This is a genomic window from Janthinobacterium agaricidamnosum (assembly GCF_003667705.1).
Classification (GTDB): Bacteria; Pseudomonadota; Gammaproteobacteria; order Burkholderiales; family Burkholderiaceae_D; genus Janthinobacterium.
Genome location: NZ_CP033019.1, coordinates 6,008,998 through 6,030,128 on the forward strand (window position 1 = coordinate 6,008,998; position 21,131 = coordinate 6,030,128).

A 21,131-nucleotide genomic window follows, 5' to 3' on the forward strand; every position below is an offset into this window, starting at 1 on the left:
CTTATTTGTGGCTGCCGCCGCTGGAGCCGCCGCCATAGCTGCCGCCGCCGCCGCCCGTGCGCGAACTCCAGCTGCTGCCGCCGCTGCTGCCGCTGCCGGCCACCTTGAACATGCGCACCCAGTTGGCGGCCGTGACGGAAAACGTCACCATCAGGGCGTAGATCACGTATTTACTCATGGGGATTCTTTGCATTTTTGTCGAGAAAAGCGGCGGGCAGGAACAGCGCCAGGCAGCCCAGCAAACTCCACATCAAGGTGCTGGAGAACGACACGAACATGGGGATCGCATTCAAGACCAGCACGATGACGATGAAGACCTTGGCGATGCCTCGGTGACTGAGCTGGATATTCGTCGTTTTGATGGCGCCATGGAAGGCGGCGCCGAACCAGGCGGCCATCTGGTCGTAGGCGACGGGCACGGAGCGCGACCAGGTCATTTCCTCGCCCGTGAGTTCCGCCGCCAGCTTGGTCTGTCCCTGCTCGAATTCATAGACGCGCGTGCTGTCGCCGACGGCCACCTTCCAGTTGAAGGCGCCGGCCGCATACACGACCTGCGAGCCGTAGTCATACAGTTTGCGGTAGGTGGCGCCATCGAGCGTGCAGCTGGCGGCGTCCAGCGAGGCCCAGCTGGGCCAGTTCGGCAGCACGTTCGAGCGCGACCAGCCCTCGTCCGTTTCCACCAGCCAGAAGAAGCCGGCGCGCGCGTTGTACAGCAGGTATTCGTTCCACTCGCTGCCCTCGTCGTCGGCGCGGCGCATCATGCCGATCACCGTGAAATCCACATTGCTGATCTTCGCGCTGGCGCCCAGTTCCAGCGTGATGTCGGCGTTCTCGTGCACCTGCTTGCCGATGGCCAGCACCTGCGCTTCCGGGCCGCTGGCGTCGAGCTGCGCGTGGCAGGCGGGACACACGAGCTGCGCCGCCGCACCCGGCACATATTGAATGCCGCTGCCGCAGGAGGGGCAGTCGAGCGCATCGAGCTTGCCGCGGTACTTGCCGGCGCTCCTGGCGATGGCCTCGTCGTCGCGCAGCAGCTGGCACTGCAAACTGTCCAGGGTGACGGCGACGCCCTGGTAGACGACCGGTTGCGGGCCATCCGTGTAGTCGAGCGTGACGAAGCTCGCGTAGTTGCGGAAGTCCGCCACCTGGATGCGCCAGCCGGCGCCCACCTTGAAGGGCAGCTCGCCCTGGCCGGCGATGCATTCGGCATTGCGGATCTCGGCCGCCGTGTACGGTTCGCCGCAGATTGTGTAGCGCCTGCCCGGCGCCAGCTCGCCAAAGGCGGGCAGGGCATCCTGCGTGCCGCGCTCGCGCGTCAGCGTGTACAGGCCGGACGAGTCGCCCAGCCACGCGGTGCTGGCGTCGTCGAACAGCAGATACCACTCGTTCCACGTGCCGGCGCTGTAGCGCTGCTGGATGCGCCCGACGACGGTGAAGTGCACGCCGTCGTGCACGCCGGCCGTGCCGATCTGGATCGGCGAATAGTCTTCCAGGACGGCCGACATCTTGCCCACGTCCCTGACGGCATCGGCGTCCTTGAGGATGGTGCTGTGGCAGTACTCGCACACGGCGAGCACGGAAGCGTGCGAGCGGAAATGCACTTCCGCGCCGCAGCTGGGACAGGAAACAGTTTGCATGCAGTCGTATTTCGCCCTAATCAGCCGATCAGTTTTTTCAGCAGTTCAGCCTTGGCGCCATCGTAGTCGGCCGGCGAAATGAGTCCCTTGTCCAGTAAACCCTTGAGTTTTTCCAGGCGCGCCTCGACCGGTTCTTCCGCGGGTGCGGGTGGCGCCGCCGGAGCGGGCTGCTGCAGCGCACCGCCCATGCTTTGCGCCATCACCTGGCCGATCGACAGCCCGGCGCCGAGGCCCGCGCCGATACCGGCCATGCCGCCCTCGTTCTGCGCCGCCAGCGGGATCGCGTTGGCCACCTGGAATTTGGTGTAGCCGCTCATCTTGTCGGCACCCAGGCCGCCCTTCATGCCGGCGGAAATACGCTCGTCGAGCGCCGCCTGCAATTCCTCGGGCAGGCTGATGCTGGCCACGTTGAATTCATCGAGGCCCACGCCGTAGCGGGCAAACGCCTGCGTCAGGCCATCCTTGACCTCTTGCGCCATCAGCGCCTGGTTGGCCGCCATGTCGAGGAAGGGAACATTCGCGCCGCCCAGCGAGCTGGCCATGCTCGACATCAGAATGCCGCGCAACTGATCTTCCACCTCGTCGCGCGTATAGACTTCGCGCGTGCCGCTGATCTCGGTGAAGAAGGTGCGGGCGTCGGCGATGCGGTACGAATACATGCCGAAGGCGCGCACGCGGATCATGTCGAAATCCTTGTCGCGGATGGTGATCGGCTGCGGCGTGCCCCACTTGCGGCCGGTCTGCACGCGCGTGCTGAAGTAATACACGTCCGACTTGAACGGCGAATCGAACAGCTTGTCCCAGTTTTTCAGGTTGGTCAGCAACGGTAACGTTTGCGTCGTCAGCTTGTGCGTGCCGGGACCGAAGACGTCGGCGATCTTGCCTTCATTGACGAAGACGGCGACCTGCGATTCGCGCACATTCAGGATGGCGCCGTTCTGGATCTCGAAATCCTGCATGGGGAAGCGCCAGGCCAGCACGCCTTCCGTCTCTTCGTTCCACTGCAGTACGTCGATAAACTGCTTCTTGATAAAGCTGCCGAGGCTCATGATGGATGTCCTTGAATAAGATAAAGCGGTGTCAGGAAATGCAGGCGGCGTTGATGGCGCCGATCGACAGCGAAATGGCGCCCAGCAGGCCGCCGAAGGCGCTGTTGTTCGATTCGATCTGATCCTTCGACATGCGCAGCAGGCGCGTGGTGACCACATACGCGAGCAATTGCACCACCATGGCGCCGAAGGCCCAGGCGAAGAATTGCTGGTAGTCGGCCGTGTGCATCAGGGACGAGGCAATGGTGGCGGAAAATCCCAGCAGCGCGCCGCCCAGCGACAGGGCCGCCGCCTGGTTGCCCTGGCGGATCAGCAGCACTTCGTTATACGGCGTGACGCGCGTGTAGATGATAAAAAATACAATCAACAGCCCGGCGGCCAGTAAAAGATGGATCAGATAGTTTAGGATGGCGGGCACGGCTTTCCTCGCAATGAGTATTTGATAACGTCAACGCATATTAGAACAAAAAAAGTCCAATGAACAAAAAGATTCTGATCTTGTCCGTCTTCGTGGTCGCCTCCTGCGGCCTCGCGTATGAGCTGATCGCCGGCGCCATGTCCAGCTACCTGCTCGGCGATTCGATCCTGCAGTTTTCCACCATCATTGGCTGTTACCTGTTTGCCATGGGTGTGGGTGCTCACTTTTCCAAGTATGTAAAGGACGACGATGTGCTCTCGCGCTTCGTCGACATCGAGCTGGCCGTGGGCCTGATCGGCGGCCTGTCGGCCGCCATCCTGTTCATGACGTTTTCGTGGATGGCCGCGCCCTTTCGGACCTTATTGTATGTGATGGTGTTCCTGATCGGCGCACTGGTCGGCATGGAAGTGCCGCTGGTGATGCGCGCGCTGAACACGCGGCAAACCGAATTTTCCGAACTGGTCAGCCGCGTGCTCACCTTCGATTACCTGGGTGCGCTGGCCGTCTCCCTGCTGTTTCCGCTGGTGCTGTCGCCCTACCTGGGCCTGGTGCGCACGGGCTTTTTGTTCGGCATGCTCAATGTGGGCGTGGGCCTGTGGACGATTTACGTGTTCCGCGCGGAGCTGAAGAACCTCACGGGGCGCTTCCTGCGCGCCTGCGCCGTGATGCTGGTGCTGGTCGCCGGCTTTGCCATGTCCGACCGCATGGTGGCCTGGGGCGAGCACGGCCTGTTCGGCGACCAGATCGTGTATTCCACCACCACGCCCTACCAGCGCCTGGTGATCACGCGCTGGAAGGACGATACGCGGCTCTACATCAACGGCAACCTGCAGTTTTCCTCGCGCGACGAGTACCGCTACCACGAGGCGCTGGTGCACCCCGTGCTCGAAGCGCTGCCGTGGGCGCGCCGCGTGCTGGTGCTGGGCGGCGGCGATGGCCTGGCGCTGCGCGAAATCCTGCGTTATCCACAGATCGAACACGTCACCGTGGTCGACCTCGATCCTGCCATGACGGCCGCGTTTACCACGCGCCCGGAACTGGCAAAGTTAAATAACAACGCGTTCTCGGACAAGCGCGTCACCGTCGTCAATGCCGATGCCGCCGTCTGGCTGCGCAACAACGGCGACATGTTCGACGCGGCCATCGTCGATTTCCCCGATCCGTCCAGCTTCGCGCTCGGCAAACTGTATTCGGTGCCGTTCTACGACCTGGTGAAAAAGCACCTGGCGGCCAAGGGCTTGATGGTGGTGCAATCGACGTCGCCGTTCTTTGCCCCGCACGCCTACTGGACCATCAATTCGACCCTGCGCGAAGTGGGCATGCGCACCTGGCCCTACCACGCCTACGTGCCCTCGTTCGGTGAATGGGGTTTTATCCTTGCCTCGCCCCAGCTCGACTACGCACCGCCGACGCAATACCGCCTGCCGATGCGCTACCTGAATGCGGACACCACGCGCGAGATGTTCATCTTCCCGCCCGACATGCAGCCGCTGCCCATGGCGCCGAACCGCTTGAATACCCAGTCGCTCGTGCATGAATTCGAGCAGGACTGGAACCGGGTGATCCGCTGATGCAGCGCCGCTCCTTCATGCTGTGGGCCGCCGGCGGCACCGCGGCGGCGGCGGCCGGCATCGGCAGCATCGCCGCGTATCTGCGCTGGCAGGAAATCACGCCCAAGGTGCTGTATCCGGGCCGCAGCGAGGGGCATTATTTGCGCAAGCTGCTGCGCGAGGGCACGGCGCTGCCGCCGCCTGCACGCACCTTGACGACCGACGTGGCCATCCTCGGCTCCGGCATCGCGGGCCTGACGGCCGCCTGGCGTTTGAACAAGCTGGGGCACAGGGATTTTCTCATGATCGATGGCCCGCAGCCGTATGGCAACGCGGCCGGCGGCCACTTCGGCGACCTGGCCTATCCGACCGGTGGCCATTACCTGCCGTTGCCGTCGCCCGAATCGACCCATGTGCGAGAGATCCTGTTCGACCTGGGGATTATCCAGCGCGATCCGCAGGCGGAAAAGCCATATTACGACGAGCGCTACATCCTGCACGCTCCGGAAGAGCGATTGCTGTTCAACGGCCACTGGCAGGACGGCTTCATTCCCACCGAAGGCGTGCCGCCTGCGGAACTGGCGCAGCATGAACGCTTCTTTGCCGAGGTGCGGCGTTTGCGCCAGGCGCATGGCAACGATGGCAAGCGCGTCTTCGTCTTTCCTACCGTGGCGTCGTCGCAAGATCCGGCCTGGCAGGCGCTCGACACCATCACCTTGAAGCAGTGGATGGAGCGCGAAGGCTATACCTCGCCCACCCTGCACTGGTATCTGAATTACTGCTGCCGCGACGATTACGGCACGCGCTACGACCAGGTCTCGGCCTGGGCCGGCCTGCATTACTACTGCAGCCGCTGGGGCCAGGCCGCCAATGCGGGCAATGGCGCCTGGCTGACCTGGCCGGGCGGCATGCAACCGGTCGCCACGGCCATGGAACAGGCGTCCAAGGTCCGGCGCCACGCGGGCACGGTGGTTTCCCTCACGACGACGGCCAACGGCGTGGAAGCGCTGTGCCTGGAACTGGTCGACGGCCAGCCGCGCACCTACCTGGTCAAGGCGCGCAAGGCCATCTGCGCCATGCCGCTGTACGTGGCGGCGCGCGTGGTGAAGAACATCGCCGACTATGGCTTCGACGCGAAACGCGATACGCCCGCGTATGCGCCGTGGCTGGTGGCGAATTTTTTACTGAAACGCTTTCCCGACGAACTGCCGCATGCGCCCCTGTGCTGGGACAACGTGGTGTACCAGGAACCGGGCCTCGGCTACGTCGTCTCGACCCACCAGGACATCCGCGTGCGCCCGCCCGAGAAAACCGTCTTCAGCGCCTACGTGGCCCTGTCCGACCGCACGCCGCAGCAAGCGCGCAAATGGTTAGATGTGGCCAGCCCCGAAGAACTGCTGGCGCTGGCCAGCGTCGATTTAAAGACGGCGTATGGGCGCGATTTTGCCAGCAGCGTAGAGCGCGTCGACATCACCGTGCGCGGTCACGCCATGGCGGCGCCCTTGCCGGGCTTTCGCAGCAACGCGGGCTTGAAGGCCTTGCGCGAACACGACGGCGCCATCCTGTTCGCGCATGCGGATTTGTCGGGCTTTTCCGTGTTCGAGGAGGCGGCATGGTGGGGGGATAGGGCGGCGCGGCTGGCGGCTGTCTGACGCGATGCAAAAGTCGCCTTAGATGATTTCTGTCAACCTCTTCATTTTTTTCCAAAACATAATAAATAGCTGTACCGCTTGTGCGGACAGCTTTCTTTTTGTGTTAACAATGGAGCGAAAATGAAGCAGACAAAGCATCGGTTTGAGGACGGCAGGATGGAAAAAATACGCCGTAGTGTCACGTCTATTTTCTTTCCGCTAGCAAAGTGGCGCTACTTTGTGCTGTTTCAATCCAAGGCCCAGGCAACTTCCTGGATCGTTACCCTGCTGATATGCATGGTAGCCATCACTTATCTTTTTTCTCTGGATCGTGAATCGAAGGCGCCACTTGAGGTGGTATTGCTGGGGGCGGGGATAGGATCGTTGTTCTCGCTGATAGCCGTCCTTCCGGCCGCATTCAAGGTACGGGATAATGGACTTGGCATGCTTGGGGAAATAGAAGTGCGTCTGTTAAAAATGCATTATGTCGAGGAAGCGCGCCATACTGGCATCGTTATCTATCGGCAGAATTTGCCGCGCTTGCTGCGCTGGGATGAGGGCAATATCGAGATCAGGAACGAGGAAGGTGTTTTCGTGGTCAGTGGTGGGTATCTTTCGTTGCGAAAGCTTCGTGGTGGCTTGCTGAAATCATATTGATGATGTGAATGGAATAAAAAAGGCCGGCGCGAACGCCGGCCAGAGCCCCCTAAGGCTCGAACCTGTGCTTCCTTGTTCTTCTCATTTATTTTTATTAATCACGTCGATGAACACGGCCGCCAGCAGTACCAGGCCCTTGATCACCTGCTGGTAGTCGATGCCGATGCCCATGATGGACATGCCGTTGTTCATCACGCCCATGATGAAGGCGCCGATGACGGCTCCCATCACTTTGCCCACGCCGCCCGAGGCCGAGGCGCCGCCGATGAAGCAGGCGGCGATCACGTCCAGCTCGAAACCTGTGCCCGCCTTCGGTGTGGCCGTGTTCAGGCGCGCCGCGAAGATCAGGCCGGCCAGCGCGGCCAGCATGCCCATGTTGACGAAGGTGTAGAAGCTGACCCGTTCCGTCTTGATGCCCGACAGGCGCGCCGCCTTTTCGTTGCCGCCCACGGCATACACGCGGCGGCCCAGCACGGTGCGGTTGGTGATGAAGGTGTAGGCGACGATGAGCAGCGACATCACGGCCAGCACGTTGGGAAAACCACGGTACGACGCCAGCAGGTAGCTGAAATACACCATCACGGCGGCGAAAATGGCATTTTTCAGCAGGAAGAAGGCGCGCGGCTCGTTTTCCATGCCGTGTTTCAGTTGCTTGGCGCGGCTGCGCAGCGAGGTGACGATCAGCGCCGCGGCGGCGATCACGCCCAGCAGCAGCGACAGGCCGCGCAGGTTGTCGCCGCCGAACGGGTCGGGCAGGAAGCCGGAGCTGAGCATCTGGAAGCCTTCCGGGAAGGGGCCGACCGACTGGCCTGCCAGCAGCGCCAGGGTCAGGCCCTTGAACACCAGCATGCCGGCCAGGGTGACGATGAAGGACGGGATTTTAAAGAAGGCGACGAAATAGCCTTGCGCGCCACCGATGACGGCGCCGGCCAGCAGGCAGAGGATGCTGGCGGCGACAAAATGCATGTGGTAGTTGACGATCAGGACGGCGGCCAGCGCGCCGACGAAGCCGACCACCGAGCCGACGGATAAATCGATATGGCCGGCCACGATGACCATCAGCATGCCCAGCGCCATGATGACGATGTAGCTGTTTTGCAGCACCAGGTTCGTCAGGTTCAGCGGCTGCATCAGGGTGCCGTCCGTCATGTACTGGAAAAAGCCCATGATGACGATCAGCGAGAGCAGCATGCCGTAGTCGCGCATATTGTTTTTCAAGAAGCCGGCATAGCTTTTCGCTTGCGGCGCGGCCGCTGGCGCTGCTGCTGCCGGCGCGCCTGCTGTCAGTTTATTGTCCATTGTTTTCTCCGTGTGTAACGATCGCGCGCATGATGCGTTCCTGCGATGCTTCTGCCGCGCTCAGTTCTGCCGCGAAGCGGCCTTCGTTCATGACATAGATCCGGTCGCACATGCCCAGCAATTCCGGCATTTCCGAGGAAATCATGATGATGCATTTGCCTTCGGCGGCCAGCTCGCTGATGATGCTGTAGATCTCGTACTTGGCGCCCACGTCGATGCCGCGGCTCGGTTCATCGAGGATCAGCACGTCGGGGCGCGAAAACAGCCATTTCGCCAGCACCACTTTCTGCTGGTTGCCGCCGGACAGGTTGACCACCTTCTGCGCCACGCTCGAGCAACGGGTCTTGAGCTTGCGGCGGAACTCCTCGGCCACACCGAATTCACGCTGCTCGTCGATCACCATGTGCCGCGAAATCGCGTCCAGGTTGGCCAGGCTGGTGTTCTTCTGGATGTCTTCCTCGAGGATCAGGCCCAGGCCCTTGCGGTCTTCCGTGACATAGGCGAGGCCGTGCGCGATCGCCTTGCCGATGGTGCTGACGTCGATCTCCTGGCCATGCTTGAGCACCGTGCCGCTGATGCGCTGGCCGTAGGCGCGGCCGAACAGGCTCATCGCCAGTTCCGTGCGCCCGGAGCCCATCAGGCCGGCGATGCCGATGATCTCGCCCTTTTTCGCGTGCATATTGATGCCCTTGATGACGGGGCGGTCGGCATGCTCGGGATGGAAGACGCGCCAGTCGCGCACTTCGAAAATGGTCTCGCCGATGGTGGGCGTGCGCGGCGGATAGCGGTCCGCCATTTCGCGCCCGACCATCTTTTCGATGATGCGGTCTTCGCTGACGGGCTCCGTGCGGCAGTCGAAACTGTCGACCGTGTTCCCGTCGCGCAGCACCGTGATGGCATCGGCGACTCTTGAAATTTCATTGAGCTTGTGCGAAATCAGGATCGAGGCGATGCCCTGGGCTTTCAGGCCCAGCAGCAGGTCGAGCAGGGCCGCGCTGTCGCTTTCGTTCAGGCTGGCCGTCGGCTCGTCGAGGATCAGCAGCTTGACGTCCTTGCACAACGCCTTAGCGATCTCGATCAGCTGCTGCTTGCCCACACCCAGATTGGTGATCAGGGTGTCCGGGGACTCCTTCAGGCCGACTTTGTGCAGCAGTTCGCGCGTCTTCGCTTGCGCGTATTCCCAGTCGATGACGCCCATGCGGGACGGTTCGTTGCCGAGGAAGATATTCTCGGCGATCGACAGCTGGGGCACCAGCGCCAGTTCCTGGTGGATGATGATGATGCCGATTTCTTCGCTGTCCTTGATGCCGCGGAAGTGCCGCGTCTGGCCCAGGTAATCGATGTCGCCCGTATAGCTGCCATGGCCGTAAACGCCGCTCAGCACTTTCATCAGGGTCGATTTGCCGGCGCCGTTTTCGCCGACGATGGCGTGGATCTCGCCGCTGCGTACCCGCAGGTTGACATTGTCGAGCGCAACGACGCCCGGGAATGTTTTGCGTATCCCGCGCATTTCCAGGATAGTGTTCGTCATATAACCTCTCTGGCACGGCCGCGCTGGTGGGCAGCGGCCGTGCGGCAGTCTTGTTCTTGATCGTGCGTGAAGCGAAAGGCCCGGCAGTGCCGGGCCTTCAGTACCATGGATGCTTATTTCACTTGCGCTTCCGTGTAGTAGCCGCTGCCGGTGACGAGCACCTGCTTCCAGTTCGCCTTGTCGACGGTGACCGGTTTCAGCAGGTAGGACGGCACGACCTTCACGCCGTTGTTATAGGTCTTGGTATCGTTGACGGCCGGCGTCTTGCCGCTCATCATCGCGTCGACCATGTTGGCCGTGACCTTGGCCAGTTCGCGCGTGTCCTTGAACACGGTCGATGCCTGTTCGCCGCGGATGATCGATTTCACCGACGGGATTTCCGCATCCTGGCCCGTCACGACGGGGAACGGCTGTTTCGGCGTGCCGTAGCCGACGCCCTTGAGCGAGGACAGGATGCCGATGCTCAAGCCGTCATACGGCGACAGCACCGCGTCGACTCTCGCATTGCCGTAATAGGCGCTGAGCAGGTTGTCCATGCGGGCCTGCGCCACGGCGCCGTCCCAGCGCAGGGTGGCGACCTTTTCCATGCCCATCTGCTTCGAGCGCACCACCAGCTTGCCGCTGTCGATGTACGGTTTCAGCACCGACAGCGCGCCGTTGTAGAAGAAGTGCGCGTTGTTGTCGTCGGCCGAGCCGCCGAACAGTTCGATATTGAACGGACCCTTGCCTTCCTTGAGTTTCAGCGCCGATTCGATATAGCCCGCTTGCAGCACGCCGACCTGGAAGTTGTCGAAGGTGGCGTAGTAATCGATGTTTTTCGTGCCGCGGATCAGACGGTCATACGAAATGACCTTGATGCCCTTGTCGGCCGCCTTTTGCAGCACGTTCGACAAGGTGGTGCCGTCGATGGCGGCGATCACCAGCACCTTGGCGCCCTTGGTGATCATGTTTTCCACCTGCGCCAGCTGGTTCGGGATATCGTCGTCGGCAAACTGCAAGTCCGTCTTGTAGCCGCGCTCCTTGAATACCTTGACCATGTTGTCGCCGTCGGCGATCCAGCGCATGGACGACTTGGTCGGCATCGAGATGCCGATCGCGCCCTTGTCTGCGGCGCTTGCCACGGGCATTACCGCCATGCCGGAGATGGCCAGCGCCAGGCTCGCGGTCAGCATTTTCATTGTTGTTTTCATTTCAGGTCTCCACCGTCTTCGATAGTTGAATGTGCCAGGGCCGTCGTCCAGCGGGCGGGCTCCGTGCGAATGGCCGATTGCGGGCCACGGCTGATACTAGTTTGTCCATCCATCCCTCACCAATCACTTTTTTCGCATAGTCGATATCCAAAACGATATCGATAGGCCAATTGATGCAATGCGCCATTGCATGCTTTCCCGCCTGCGGAAAGGACGGGAACGGGGGCCGGGCGGCGGCTTTTTTTGGTGCGCTGCAATACCAATAATCATCATTCAATTTGGTGATTTTCGTAATTGCGGCGACACAGGGCGGCGCGCAGAATCGGTCCGAACTTGAAGACCAGCCATCCCGTCACGACCTTTTGAAAGCTTGCCATGCAGCCGATTTCCCCCGCCTCCCTGTTGCCCGCCGACCTGGCGCAGGCCCTCCTCATCGGCCGCATCTGGCGTGACGGCCCCTGCGTCGTCGCCGTGCGCGGCGGCGAGGTGGTCGACATCACGCAGACGGTAGCGACGGTGGCCGAGCTGTTCGAACGCGGCGATGCGCTCGATATCGCCCGCCATGCGCCCGGCACTGCGCTCGGCTCCGTGCAGGCGCTGCTGGAGCAGGCGCTGGCCGCGCCGGCCGGCGAGCCTTTGCTGCTGGCGCCGTGCGACCTGCAGGCCGTCAAGGCCTGCGGCGTGACCTTCGCCGTCAGCCTGCTCGAACGGGTGATCGAGGAACAGGCGGGCGGCGACGCGGCGCGCGCGGCAAGCTTGCGCGCCGCGCTGCAAACGACACTGGGCGGCGACTTGTCCGAATTAAAACCCGGCTCGGAGGCGGCGCAGCGCTTGAAACAGCAGCTGCAGCAGCGCGGCGCCTGGTCGCAATACATGGAAGTGGGCATCGGCCCCGATGCGGAAGTGTTTACCAAGGCGCAGCCGATGTCGTCGGTCGGCTGCGGCGCGCAGGTGGGCTTGCTGCCATCGTCCGCCTGGAACAACCCGGAGCCCGAGATCGTCCTGGCCGTCAACAGCCGTGGCGAGGTGCTGGGGGCGACCTTGGGCAACGACGTCAACCTGCGCGACATCGAAGGGCGCAGCGCCCTCTTGCTGGGCAAGGCCAAGGATAACAACGGCTCCTGCGCCATCGGCCCCTTCATCCGCCTGTTCGACGAGCACTTCACGCTCGACACCGTGCGCGAGGCGGAAGTGTCGCTGCTGATCGAAGGCGCGGACGACGGCTTTGTGCTCGAAGGCGCCAGCTTCATGCGCGAAATCAGCCGCGACCCGCTCGACCTGGTGCGCCAGACGGCAGGCCAGTACCACCAGTATCCGGACGGTTTCATGCTGTTCCTCGGGACCATGTTCTCGCCCGTAAAGGACCGCGGCGCGCAGGGCGGCGGCTTCACGCACCACCTGGGCGACCGCGTGACGATTGCCAGCGCCGCGCTGGGTGCGCTGGTCAACGAAGTGCAGCGCTGCGATGCGATTGCCCCCTGGACGTTCGGCGTGCGCGCGCTGTACCAGAACCTGGCGCAACGCGGCTTGCTTTGATCCGATTATTTTAAAAAGAGAGACACCATGCAGCATGCAACCTATCCCAGCCTGGCTGATAAACGCGTCGTCATCACGGGCGGCGGCACCGGCATCGGCGTGGCCATCGTCGAGGCGTTCGCGCGCCAGGGCGCCCACGTCACCTTTCTCGACATCGCCCGCGAGGCGTCGCTGGCGCTGCAGGAAAAGCTGGCGCACCTGGCGCAGCCGCCCGTTTTCCGCTATTGCGACCTGACGGACCTGGGCGCCCTGGCCGCCACCTTCGCCGAGATCGCACACAGCGCGGGCGCCACGGATATCCTCATCAACAACGCGGCCAATGACGACCGCCACCAGCTGCAGGACGTCACGCCCGCCTACTGGGACGAGCGCATGGCCGTCAACCTGCGCCACCAGTATTTTTGCGCCCAGGCAGTGGCGCCGGCCATGCGCGCCAAGGGCAGCGGCGTGATCCTCAACCTGGGCTCGATTTCCTGGCACCTGGCGCAGGCGAACCTGTCGATCTACATGACGGCCAAGGCCGGCATCGAGGGCCTGACGCGCGGCCTGGCGCGCGACCTGGGTGCCGACGGTATCCGCGTCAACTGCATCATTCCAGGCGCCGTGCGCACGCCGCGCCAGGAGCGGCTGTGGCATACGCCGGAAGCGGAAGCCGTGATCCTGCAGGGACAATGCCTGCAACTGCGCGTGGAGCCGGAAGACGTGGCGGCGCTGGCGCTGTTCCTGGCGTCCGACAACGCCGCCAAGTGCGCGGGACGCGAATACTATGTCGACGCAGGCTGGTACGGCGCATGAGCACCTCAGGCAACCGCCAGGTGCGGCGCTTCCGCTCGCAGGACTGGTTCGATAATCCCGACCACATCGACATGACGGCGCTGTACCTCGAGCGCTTCATGAACTACGGTATCACGGCCGAGGAACTGCGCTCGGGCCGGCCCATCATCGGCATCGCGCAAAGCGGCAGCGATATCAGCCCCTGCAACCGCATCCACCTGGAGCTGGCCCAGCGCGTGCGCGACGGCATCCGCGACGCGGGCGGCATCCCGATGGAATTCCCGCTGCACCCGATCTTCGAGAACTGCCGCCGTCCCACGGCCGCGCTGGACCGCAACCTCGCGTATCTGGGCCTGGTGGAGATCCTGCATGGCTATCCGATCGACGCCGTGGTGCTGACGACGGGCTGCGACAAGACCACGCCGGCGCAATTGATGGCCGCCACCACGGTGGACATTCCCGCCATCGTGCTGTCGGGCGGCCCCATGCTCGACGGCTGGATGGACGGCGAACTGGTCGGTTCCGGCGCGGCCATCTGGAAGGGCCGCCGCCAGCTGTCCGCCGGCTTGATCGACAACGACAAATTCCTGCAGATCGCCGCCGCCTCGGCGCCGTCGGCCGGCCATTGCAACACCATGGGCACGGCATCGACGATGAATGCGCTGGCCGAAGCGCTGGGCATGTCGCTGACGGGCTGCTCGGCCATCCCCGCGCCGTACCGCGAACGGGGCCAGATCGCTTATGCAACGGGGCGCCGCATCGTCGGCATGGCGCATGACGACGTGCGCCCGTCGAGCATCCTCACGCGCGAGGCCTTCCTGGACGCCATCATCGTCAACGCGGCCATCGGCGGCTCCACCAACGCCCAGCCGCACCTGATGGCCATGGCGCGCCATGCGGGCGTGGCATTGCACTCGAGCGACTGGATGGCGCACGGCTACGACGTGCCGCTGCTGTTGAACATGCAGCCGGCCGGGAAGTATCTGGGCGAACGCTTCCACCGCGCCGGCGGCGTGCCGGCCGTGATGTGGGAGCTGCAGCAGGCGGGCCTGCTGCATGCGGACCGGTTGACGGTCACGGGCCAGAGCATGGCGGCCAACTTGCAAGGCCGGGAGAGCGCGGACCGCGAGATGATCCGCCCGTTTGCCGCGCCGCTGAAGGAAAAGGCCGGTTTCATGGCCTTGCAGGGCAACCTGTTCGACTTCGCCATCATGAAAACCAGCGTGATCTCGCCCGCCTTCCGCGAGCGCTATCTGTCGCGCCCTGGCAGCGAGGGCGTGTTCGAGGCGCGCGCCATCGTCTTTGACGGTTCTGCTGACTATCACGCGCGCATCAACGACCCGGCGCTCAATATCGACGACAGCTGCATGCTGGTCATGCGCGGCGCCGGCCCTGTCGGCTGGCCCGGTTCGGCCGAGGTGGTCAACATGCAGCCGCCCGACGCCTTGCTGAAGGCGGGCATTCTGAACCTGCCGACCCTGGGCGATGGGCGCCAGTCGGGCACCTCGGACAGCCCCTCGATCCTGAACGCGTCGCCGGAAAGCGCCGTCGGCGGCGGCCTGGCGCTGCTGCGCACGGGCGACATCATCCGCGTGGACCTGAACGGGGGCCAGTGCGACATGCTGGTCGATGCGGCTGAACTGGCGCGCCGCGCCCAGGAACTGCCGCCGCCCGTCAACGGCAGCGCCACGCCGTGGCAGGAAATCTACCGCGCCAGCGTGGGCCAGCTGGAAACGGGCGCCTGCATGGAGCTGGCCCTGAAATACCGCGCCGTGGGCCAGACCCTGCCGCGCCACAACCATTAGCAGGCAGGTCGCGGTAGGTCGGGTAGCGCTCCGCGCGTAACCCGACACCACCACAGACATAAAATTTTTCAGCAGTACCCGCAGTTAAAAAATGTAGCTAAAAAATCCACAAGGAGACACACAATGAACAAGATCATCAGTGCAGCCATCATGACCGCCATGCTGGCATTGAGCAGCAGCGCCGCCCTGGCCGATGCGAAAAACCCGAAGATCGGCTTTTCCATCGACGACTTGCGCGTGGAACGCTGGACGCGCGACCGCGATTTCTTCATCGCCGCCGCCGAAAAGCAGGGCGCCAAGGTCTTCGTGCAGTCGGCCGACGCCAGCGAGCAGCGCCAGATTTCGCAGATCGAAAACCTGATCTCGCGCGGCGTCGATGTGCTGGTGATCGTGCCGTTCAATGCCACGGTGCTCAACAACACCGTCAAGGAAGCGAAAAAGGCCGGCATCAAGGTGTTGTCGTATGACCGCCTGATCCTGAACGCCGATATCGATGCGTATATCTCGTTCGACAACGAGAAAGTGGGAGAGATGCAGGCCGAAGGCGTGACCAAGCTGCAGCCGAAGGGCAATTACTATTTGCTGGGCGGCTCGCCCACCGACAACAACGCCAAGATGCTGCGCGAAGGCCAGATGAAGGTGCTCAAACCGTTCATCGACAAGGGCGATATCAAGATCGTCGGCCAGCAGTGGGTGAAGGACTGGAGCGCCACCGAAGCGCTGTCCATCGTGGAAAACGCGCTGACGGCCAACGGCAACAAGATCGATGCCATCGTCGCCTCGAACGACGGCACGGCCGGCGGCGCCATCCAGGCCCTGGCCGCGCAAAAACTGGCCGGCAAGGTGCCGGTCTCGGGCCAGGACGCCGATCTGGCGGCGGTCAAACGCGTCATCGCCGGCACGCAGTCGATGACCGTCTACAAACCCCTGAAAACCATCGCCGCCGAAGCGGCCAAGCTGGCCGTGCAACTGGCGCGCAATGAAAAGCCCGCCTACAACTCCAGCTATGACAACGGCCTGAAAAAAGTCAGCACGGTGCTGCTCAAACCCACGCCCTTGACCAAGGCGAACGTGAACATTCTCGTCGACGACGGTTTCTATACCAAGGCGCAGCTGGGTAATTGATTACCCGCTTGCTGTCGGCTTACGCGCTGCGCGCTAAGCCGACCTACGATTGCCCGCATCGGCCGTTATCCGACAATCGCCGGCTCCGGAAACGCCGGTGGTGGTGTCGGCCGTCCGCATCGACCGTAGGTCGGATTAGCGGCGCCATGGGCGCCGCGTAATCCGACATTTCCCCCGTATCCGCAACGAGAGTGAGCATGTCCGACTATCTGCTTGAAATGAAAGGCATCGTCAAACAGTTTGGCGGTGTCCGCGCGCTTGACGGCATCGACCTGCAGGTGCGGGCCGGCGAGTGCATCGGCTTGTGCGGCGAGAATGGCGCCGGCAAGTCGACCCTGATGAAGGTGCTGTCCGGTGTGTACCCGCACGGCACCTGGGATGGCGAGATCCTGTGGGATGGCCAGCCCCTGCGCGCGCAATCGATCCGCGACACGGAAGACGCGGGCATCATCATCATCCACCAGGAACTGATGCTGGTGCCGCAGCTGTCCGTGGCCGAGAATATCTTCATGGGCCGCGAGCTTACCCTGCCCGGCGGGCGCATGCATTACGCGGCCATGTACAAGCGCGCCGACGAGCTGCTGCGCGAACTGAAAATTCCCGAACTGAACGTGGCGCAGCCCGTGATGAATTACGGCGGCGGCCACCAGCAGCTGGTGGAAATCGCCAAGGCGCTCAACAAGAATGCGCGCCTGCTGATACTCGACGAGCCGTCGTCGTCGCTGACGGCCTCGGAAATCGCCGTGCTGCTCGATATCCTGCGCGCGCTGAAGGCCAAAGGCGTCACCTGCATCTACATTTCGCACAAGCTCGATGAAGTGGCGGCCATCTGCGACACCATCGTCGTCATCCGCGACGGCAAGCATATCGCCACCACGCCGATGGCGCAGATGAACGTCGAGCGCATCATCGCGCAGATGGTGGGCCGCGAAATGAGCCAGCTGTATCCGCAGCGTGCGCAGCCGGCACCTATCGGCGAAGTGCTGTTCGAGGCGCGCCACGTGAGCTGCATCGATGCCGACAACCCGCAGCGCAAGCGCGTCGACGATGTGTCGTTCACCCTGCGCAAGGGCGAGATCCTCGGCATCGCCGGCCTGGTGGGGGCGGGGCGCACGGAACTCGTCTCGGCCCTGTTCGGCGCCTACCAGGGGCCGTGCCAGGCCGAAGTGTGGCTCGATGGCCGCCGCATCGACACTTCGTCCCCGCAAAAGGCGATTGCCATGGGCCTGGCCATGGTGCCGGAAGACCGCAAGCATCACGGCATCGTGCCCGATCTCGACGTGGGGCAGAACATCACACTGGCCGTGCTGGAGCAATTCGCGCGTGCCACGCGCATCGATGGCGAGGCGGAATTGACGGCCGTGCGCGGCGAGATCGCGCAGCTGGAACTGAAGGCGGCCAGCCCGTCGCTGCCCATTACGAGCCTGTCGGGCGGCAACCAGCAAAAGGCCGTGCTGGCCAAGATGCTGCTGACGCGCCCGCGCGTGCTGATCCTCGACGAGCCCACGCGCGGCGTGGACGTGGGCGCCAAATATGAAATCTACAAACTGATGCTGGCGCTGGCCGACCGGGGCGTGGCCATCATCATGGTCTCGTCGGAACTGGCTGAAGTGCTGGGCGTGTCCGACCGCGTGCTGGTGATGGGCGAAGGCCGCCTGCGCGGCGACTTTATCAACGATGGCCTGAGCCAGGAAACCGTGCTGGCGGCGGCGCTGGACCAGCGCCCGGCGCCCGCCGCCAACACCGCAAACAAGGAACCCGCAGCATGAAACCGCACAGTATCAAACAGCTGTTCACCCAATACAAGATGCTGGCCCTGCTGATCGCCGTGGCGCTGATCTGGGCCTTTTTTTCGTGGAAAACGGAGGGCAGCTTCCTCACGCCGCGCAACCTGTCGAATCTGCTGCGCCAGATGTCCGTCACCGGCATCCTCGCCTGCGGCATGGTGCTGGTGATTATCGCCGGCGAGATCGACCTGTCGATCGGCTCCCTGCTGGGGCTACTCGGCGGCATCGCCGCCGTGCTGGACGTCACGCAGCACTGGCCGCTGGCGCTGAACCTGATGGCGGTGCTGGGCTGCGGCCTGGTGATCGGCCTGCTCAATGGCTACCTGACGGCGTACCGGGGCATCCCGTCCTTCATCGTGGGACTGGGCGGCATGCTCGCGTATCGCGGCATCCTGCTGGGCATCACGGGCGGCATCACGATCGCGCCCGTCTCCGAGCCGATGGTCTACCTGGGACAGGGCTACCTGCCTGCGGTGCCCGGCATCGTGCTGGGCATCGGCCTGTTCCTGCTGGCCGCCTTCCTGACGTGGCGCGCGCGCGCCAGCCGCGCCCAGCATGGCTTGCCGCAGACGGCGCCCTGGGCCGACGGCCTGCGCCTGGCCGTCATCGGCGCCGTGCTGTATGCCTTCGTGCGGACCCTGAACGGCTATGAAGGCATCCCGCTGCCCGTGCTGCTGTTGCTGGCGCTGCTGGGACTGTTCAGCTACATCACCAGCCAGACCGTGTTCGGCCGCCGCATCTACGCCGTGGGCAGCAATATGGAAGCGACGCGCCTGTCCGGCATCAACGTCAAAGCCGTCAAGCTGTGGATCTTCGGCATCATGGGCCTGATGTGCGCGCTCGCTGGCCTGATCAACACGGGCCGCCTGGCGGCCGGTTCGCCGTCCGCCGGCACCTTCAGCGAACTCGACGCCATTGCCGCCTGCTTCATCGGCGGCACCTCGATGCGCGGCGGCTCGGGCACCGTGTACGGCGCCCTGATCGGCGCGCTGGTCATGGCCAGCCTCGATAACGGCATGTCCATGCTGGACGTGGACACCTACTGGCAGATGATCGTGAAAGGCAGTATCCTCACCCTCGCCGTGTGGGTCGATGTCAGCACGCGAGCCGGACGCAGATAGCCGTGAAACGATCTGGCACGGGAGGAGACACCATGAAGATGCCGACCGCGCACCGGATCGCGCTGCTGTTTAACGGGAATAAGATCTACGACCGCGACATCATCGCGGGCATCGCCGCCTACCTGAACACCACGCGCGTGTCGTGGGACCTGTTCCTGGAAGAGGACTTCCGTTGCCGCCTGCCCGGCATCGAGCGCTGGCAGGGAGACGGCATCATCGCCGATTTCGACGATCCCGCCGTCTGCGCGGCGCTGGCGCACAGCCGCCTGCCCGTGGTGGCCGTGGGCGGCTCGTATGCGCGCGAGGACGATTACCCGGCCGGCATCCCGTACGTGGCGACCGATAATTTCAAGATCGTCAAGCTGGCCTATGAACACCTGGTGGAAGCGGGACTGAGCCGCTTTGCCTGTTTCAGCCTGCCCGAGGCCGATGTCAACCGCTGGGCTCAGGAACGCGAAACGGCATTTTGCGCCCTGATGGAGCGCGACCACATGCGCGCCGACGTGTACCGGGGCGTGGCCACCAGCGCGCCGTCTTGGGACGAGGCGGTGGAGCAGCAGATCGCCTGGCTCAACAGCCTGGAAAAACCCGTCGGCATCATCGCCGTGAGCGACGCGCGTGCGCGCCAGCTGCTGCAAGCGTGCATGCATGCGGGCATCGCCGTGCCGGAGCAAGTGGCCCTGATCGGCATCGACAACGACCCGCTGGCGCGCATGCTCACGCGCATTCCCTTGAGTTCCGTGATCCAGGGCACCGAGGAAATGGGCCGCACGGCCGCGCATTTGCTGCACCAGATGCTCAACGGCGCGCGCCTGTCCGGCACGCGCATCCTCGTGCCGCCGGCCGGCCTGAACGTACTCGCTTCCACGCGCCACCAGCCCTTCCAGCATCCGCAGGTGATGCAGGCGCGCCACTTCATCCGCCAGTACGCCTGCCAGGGCATCAAGACGGAGCAGGTGGCCGATTACGTGGGCGTGTCGCGCTCCTCGCTCGAAGCGCACTTCCGCCACGAGCTGGGGCGCAGCGTGCACGACGAGATCCTGCATTTCAAGCTCGATGCGGCCAAGACCCTGCTGGCGCGCGGGCCAGGGCAGGTGGCCGAGGTGGCCGTGCGTTGCGGCTTTACCACGGTGCAGTACATGCACGCCGTCTTCAAGCGCGAACTCGGCTGCACGCCGCGTGAATTCCAGCAGCGCAGCCGGCCGCCGCCAGCCCCCGGGCAGGCGCCATGATGCATCTGCTGCGCAATGCGCGCGGCATGCGCGTGGCCATCGACGCGCACGACGCCAGCGTACGGGCCTGGTGGGCGCCCGACCGTTATGGCCGCCTGGCCGACGTGCTGGGCGCGGCACCCTCTGCGGCGCACGCGTCCACGGGCTGGCGGTGCGACCCGCCGGACGACGGCTGTTTGCTGCTGCGCCTGGCGCACGACGGCCTGTCGGTGCGACTGGCCTACCGGCTTGACGACGATGGCAGCCTGCACCTCGACTGCGCCGCCACAGCCGATGCGGTTTCCCGTTTTGCGCTTGCCGCGCCCCGCTTCAATCTGCAGGGCGGCCGCGCTGCAGTGGGAGACCATGTGCTGCGTCTGGCAGCGGACCGCTACTGGCCTGGCGGCCACTCTTGCAGCGCTCCGCTCGACGTGGCGGGCAGCGCGTTTGACTTCCGCCAGCCGGCACCGCTTGCTTCACGCCTGGCCTGGCCTGCGCTGGCGCAATCGGCGGGATTCCGGCATGACTTTTACTGGACGGGCAGCGGCCAGCTGCGCGAGGCGGCGCGGGTTGCCGACCCCGCTTCCGGCCGCGTCCTGCGTTTTTCCAGCACCCAGGACAGCTGTCATCTGTATTCCGATGCGCGCTGTTTTTCCCTGCTGGCGCAGGGCGTGCAATTGCAGCCGGGACAGGTGAGGCGGTTCCAGCTCGCCTACCGTTTGGGCGTGCAGGATATCGATGCGTTTGACATATCCGAACCGGTATCAATGATGTCAAATAAGTGATTGGTCAGATATGCGGGGCAGTTCT

The 21,131-nt window shown here is 63.8% G+C and carries 18 protein-coding genes; 11 read left to right on the top strand and 7 right to left on the bottom strand.

Annotation, left to right across the window (positions count from 1 at the left end; genetic code table 11):
- Position 1: 1 nt before the first annotated feature.
- Genes D9M09_RS29275 through D9M09_RS27120 form a run of 4 tightly spaced genes read right to left on the bottom strand, consistent with a single transcriptional unit; the run spans position 2 to position 3,104 of the window.
- Entirely contained in the window at positions 2–178 is a 177-nt protein-coding gene (locus D9M09_RS29275; protein WP_157792409.1) for a hypothetical protein, read from the bottom strand.
- A complete protein-coding gene (locus tag D9M09_RS27110) occupies positions 171–1,637 on the bottom strand; it encodes a DUF4178 domain-containing protein (RefSeq protein WP_121670799.1) in 1,467 nt (488 codons plus the stop codon). The genes D9M09_RS29275 and D9M09_RS27110 overlap by 8 nt, the downstream gene beginning before the upstream one ends.
- Positions 1,638–1,657: 20 nt before the next feature.
- Positions 1,658–2,686 carry an SPFH domain-containing protein gene (locus tag D9M09_RS27115; RefSeq protein WP_121670800.1) on the bottom strand — a complete coding sequence of 343 codons (1,029 nt, stop codon included), beginning with the start codon at positions 2,684–2,686 and terminating at the stop codon, positions 1,658–1,660.
- Between the two features lie 31 nt (positions 2,687–2,717).
- On the bottom strand, positions 2,718–3,104 hold the full coding sequence (locus tag D9M09_RS27120) for a DUF350 domain-containing protein (protein WP_070313122.1): 387 nt from the start codon (positions 3,102–3,104) through the stop codon (positions 2,718–2,720).
- Positions 3,105–3,163: 59 nt separating this feature from the next.
- Here D9M09_RS27120 and D9M09_RS27125 point away from each other — a divergent pair, with 59 nt between their 5' ends.
- The 3 genes from D9M09_RS27125 (at position 3,164) to D9M09_RS27135 (ending at position 6,942) form a co-directional block, all read left to right on the top strand.
- The gene (locus D9M09_RS27125; RefSeq protein WP_121670801.1) at positions 3,164–4,675 is read left to right on the top strand and encodes a polyamine aminopropyltransferase; all 1,512 of its coding nucleotides are present in this window, start codon (positions 3,164–3,166) and stop codon (positions 4,673–4,675) included.
- Entirely contained in the window at positions 4,675–6,306 is a 1,632-nt protein-coding gene (locus D9M09_RS27130) for an NAD(P)-binding protein (protein WP_070218938.1), read from the top strand. The genes D9M09_RS27125 and D9M09_RS27130 overlap by 1 nt, the downstream gene beginning before the upstream one ends.
- 120 nt (positions 6,307–6,426) lie before the next feature.
- Positions 6,427–6,942 (top strand): hypothetical protein, encoded by a 516-nt coding sequence (locus tag D9M09_RS27135; RefSeq protein ID WP_070218939.1) that lies wholly within the window; start codon positions 6,427–6,429, stop codon positions 6,940–6,942.
- Between the two features lie 81 nt (positions 6,943–7,023).
- On the opposite strand, the gene mmsB is transcribed toward D9M09_RS27135, so the two are convergent.
- From mmsB to chvE, 3 genes are all read right to left on the bottom strand, one after another.
- A complete protein-coding gene (gene mmsB, locus D9M09_RS27140; RefSeq protein ID WP_070218940.1) occupies positions 7,024–8,241 on the bottom strand; it encodes a multiple monosaccharide ABC transporter permease in 1,218 nt (405 codons plus the stop codon).
- Positions 8,231–9,772 (bottom strand): multiple monosaccharide ABC transporter ATP-binding protein, encoded by a 1,542-nt coding sequence (gene mmsA, locus D9M09_RS27145; RefSeq protein ID WP_121670802.1) that lies wholly within the window; start codon positions 9,770–9,772, stop codon positions 8,231–8,233. The genes mmsB and mmsA overlap by 11 nt, the downstream gene beginning before the upstream one ends.
- Positions 9,773–9,885: 113 nt before the next feature.
- On the bottom strand, positions 9,886–10,908 hold the full coding sequence (gene chvE / locus D9M09_RS27150) for a multiple monosaccharide ABC transporter substrate-binding protein (RefSeq protein ID WP_225243237.1): 1,023 nt from the start codon (positions 10,906–10,908) through the stop codon (positions 9,886–9,888).
- Between the two features lie 429 nt (positions 10,909–11,337).
- On the opposite strand from chvE, the gene D9M09_RS27155 reads away from it, so the two are divergent.
- From D9M09_RS27155 to D9M09_RS27190, 8 genes are all read left to right on the top strand, one after another.
- The gene (locus D9M09_RS27155; RefSeq protein ID WP_121670803.1) at positions 11,338–12,498 is read left to right on the top strand and encodes a fumarylacetoacetate hydrolase family protein; all 1,161 of its coding nucleotides are present in this window, start codon (positions 11,338–11,340) and stop codon (positions 12,496–12,498) included.
- A 27-nt stretch (positions 12,499–12,525) separates the two neighbouring features.
- Positions 12,526–13,293: an SDR family NAD(P)-dependent oxidoreductase gene (locus D9M09_RS27160; protein ID WP_121670804.1), complete on the top strand. Its 768-nt coding sequence runs from the start codon at positions 12,526–12,528 to the stop codon at positions 13,291–13,293.
- Positions 13,290–15,077 (top strand): IlvD/Edd family dehydratase, encoded by a 1,788-nt coding sequence (locus D9M09_RS27165; RefSeq protein WP_121670805.1) that lies wholly within the window; start codon positions 13,290–13,292, stop codon positions 15,075–15,077. The genes D9M09_RS27160 and D9M09_RS27165 overlap by 4 nt, the downstream gene beginning before the upstream one ends.
- Positions 15,078–15,227: 150 nt before the next feature.
- Complete coding sequence (gene xylF, locus D9M09_RS27170) at positions 15,228–16,202, top strand: D-xylose ABC transporter substrate-binding protein (protein WP_099377905.1); 975 nt, start codon at positions 15,228–15,230, stop codon at positions 16,200–16,202.
- A 197-nt stretch (positions 16,203–16,399) separates the two neighbouring features.
- The gene (gene xylG, locus D9M09_RS27175) at positions 16,400–17,971 is read left to right on the top strand and encodes a D-xylose ABC transporter ATP-binding protein (protein ID WP_070288885.1); all 1,572 of its coding nucleotides are present in this window, start codon (positions 16,400–16,402) and stop codon (positions 17,969–17,971) included.
- Complete coding sequence (locus D9M09_RS27180; protein ID WP_070218947.1) at positions 17,968–19,110, top strand: sugar ABC transporter permease; 1,143 nt, start codon at positions 17,968–17,970, stop codon at positions 19,108–19,110. Before xylG ends, D9M09_RS27180 begins: the two co-directional genes overlap by 4 nt.
- Before the next feature lie 32 nt (positions 19,111–19,142).
- Positions 19,143–20,342: a XylR family transcriptional regulator gene (locus tag D9M09_RS27185; RefSeq protein WP_070218948.1), complete on the top strand. Its 1,200-nt coding sequence runs from the start codon at positions 19,143–19,145 to the stop codon at positions 20,340–20,342.
- Entirely contained in the window at positions 20,339–21,106 is a 768-nt protein-coding gene (locus tag D9M09_RS27190) for a hypothetical protein (RefSeq protein WP_121670806.1), read from the top strand. The genes D9M09_RS27185 and D9M09_RS27190 overlap by 4 nt, the downstream gene beginning before the upstream one ends.
- The last annotated feature ends 25 nt before the right edge of the window (positions 21,107–21,131 follow it).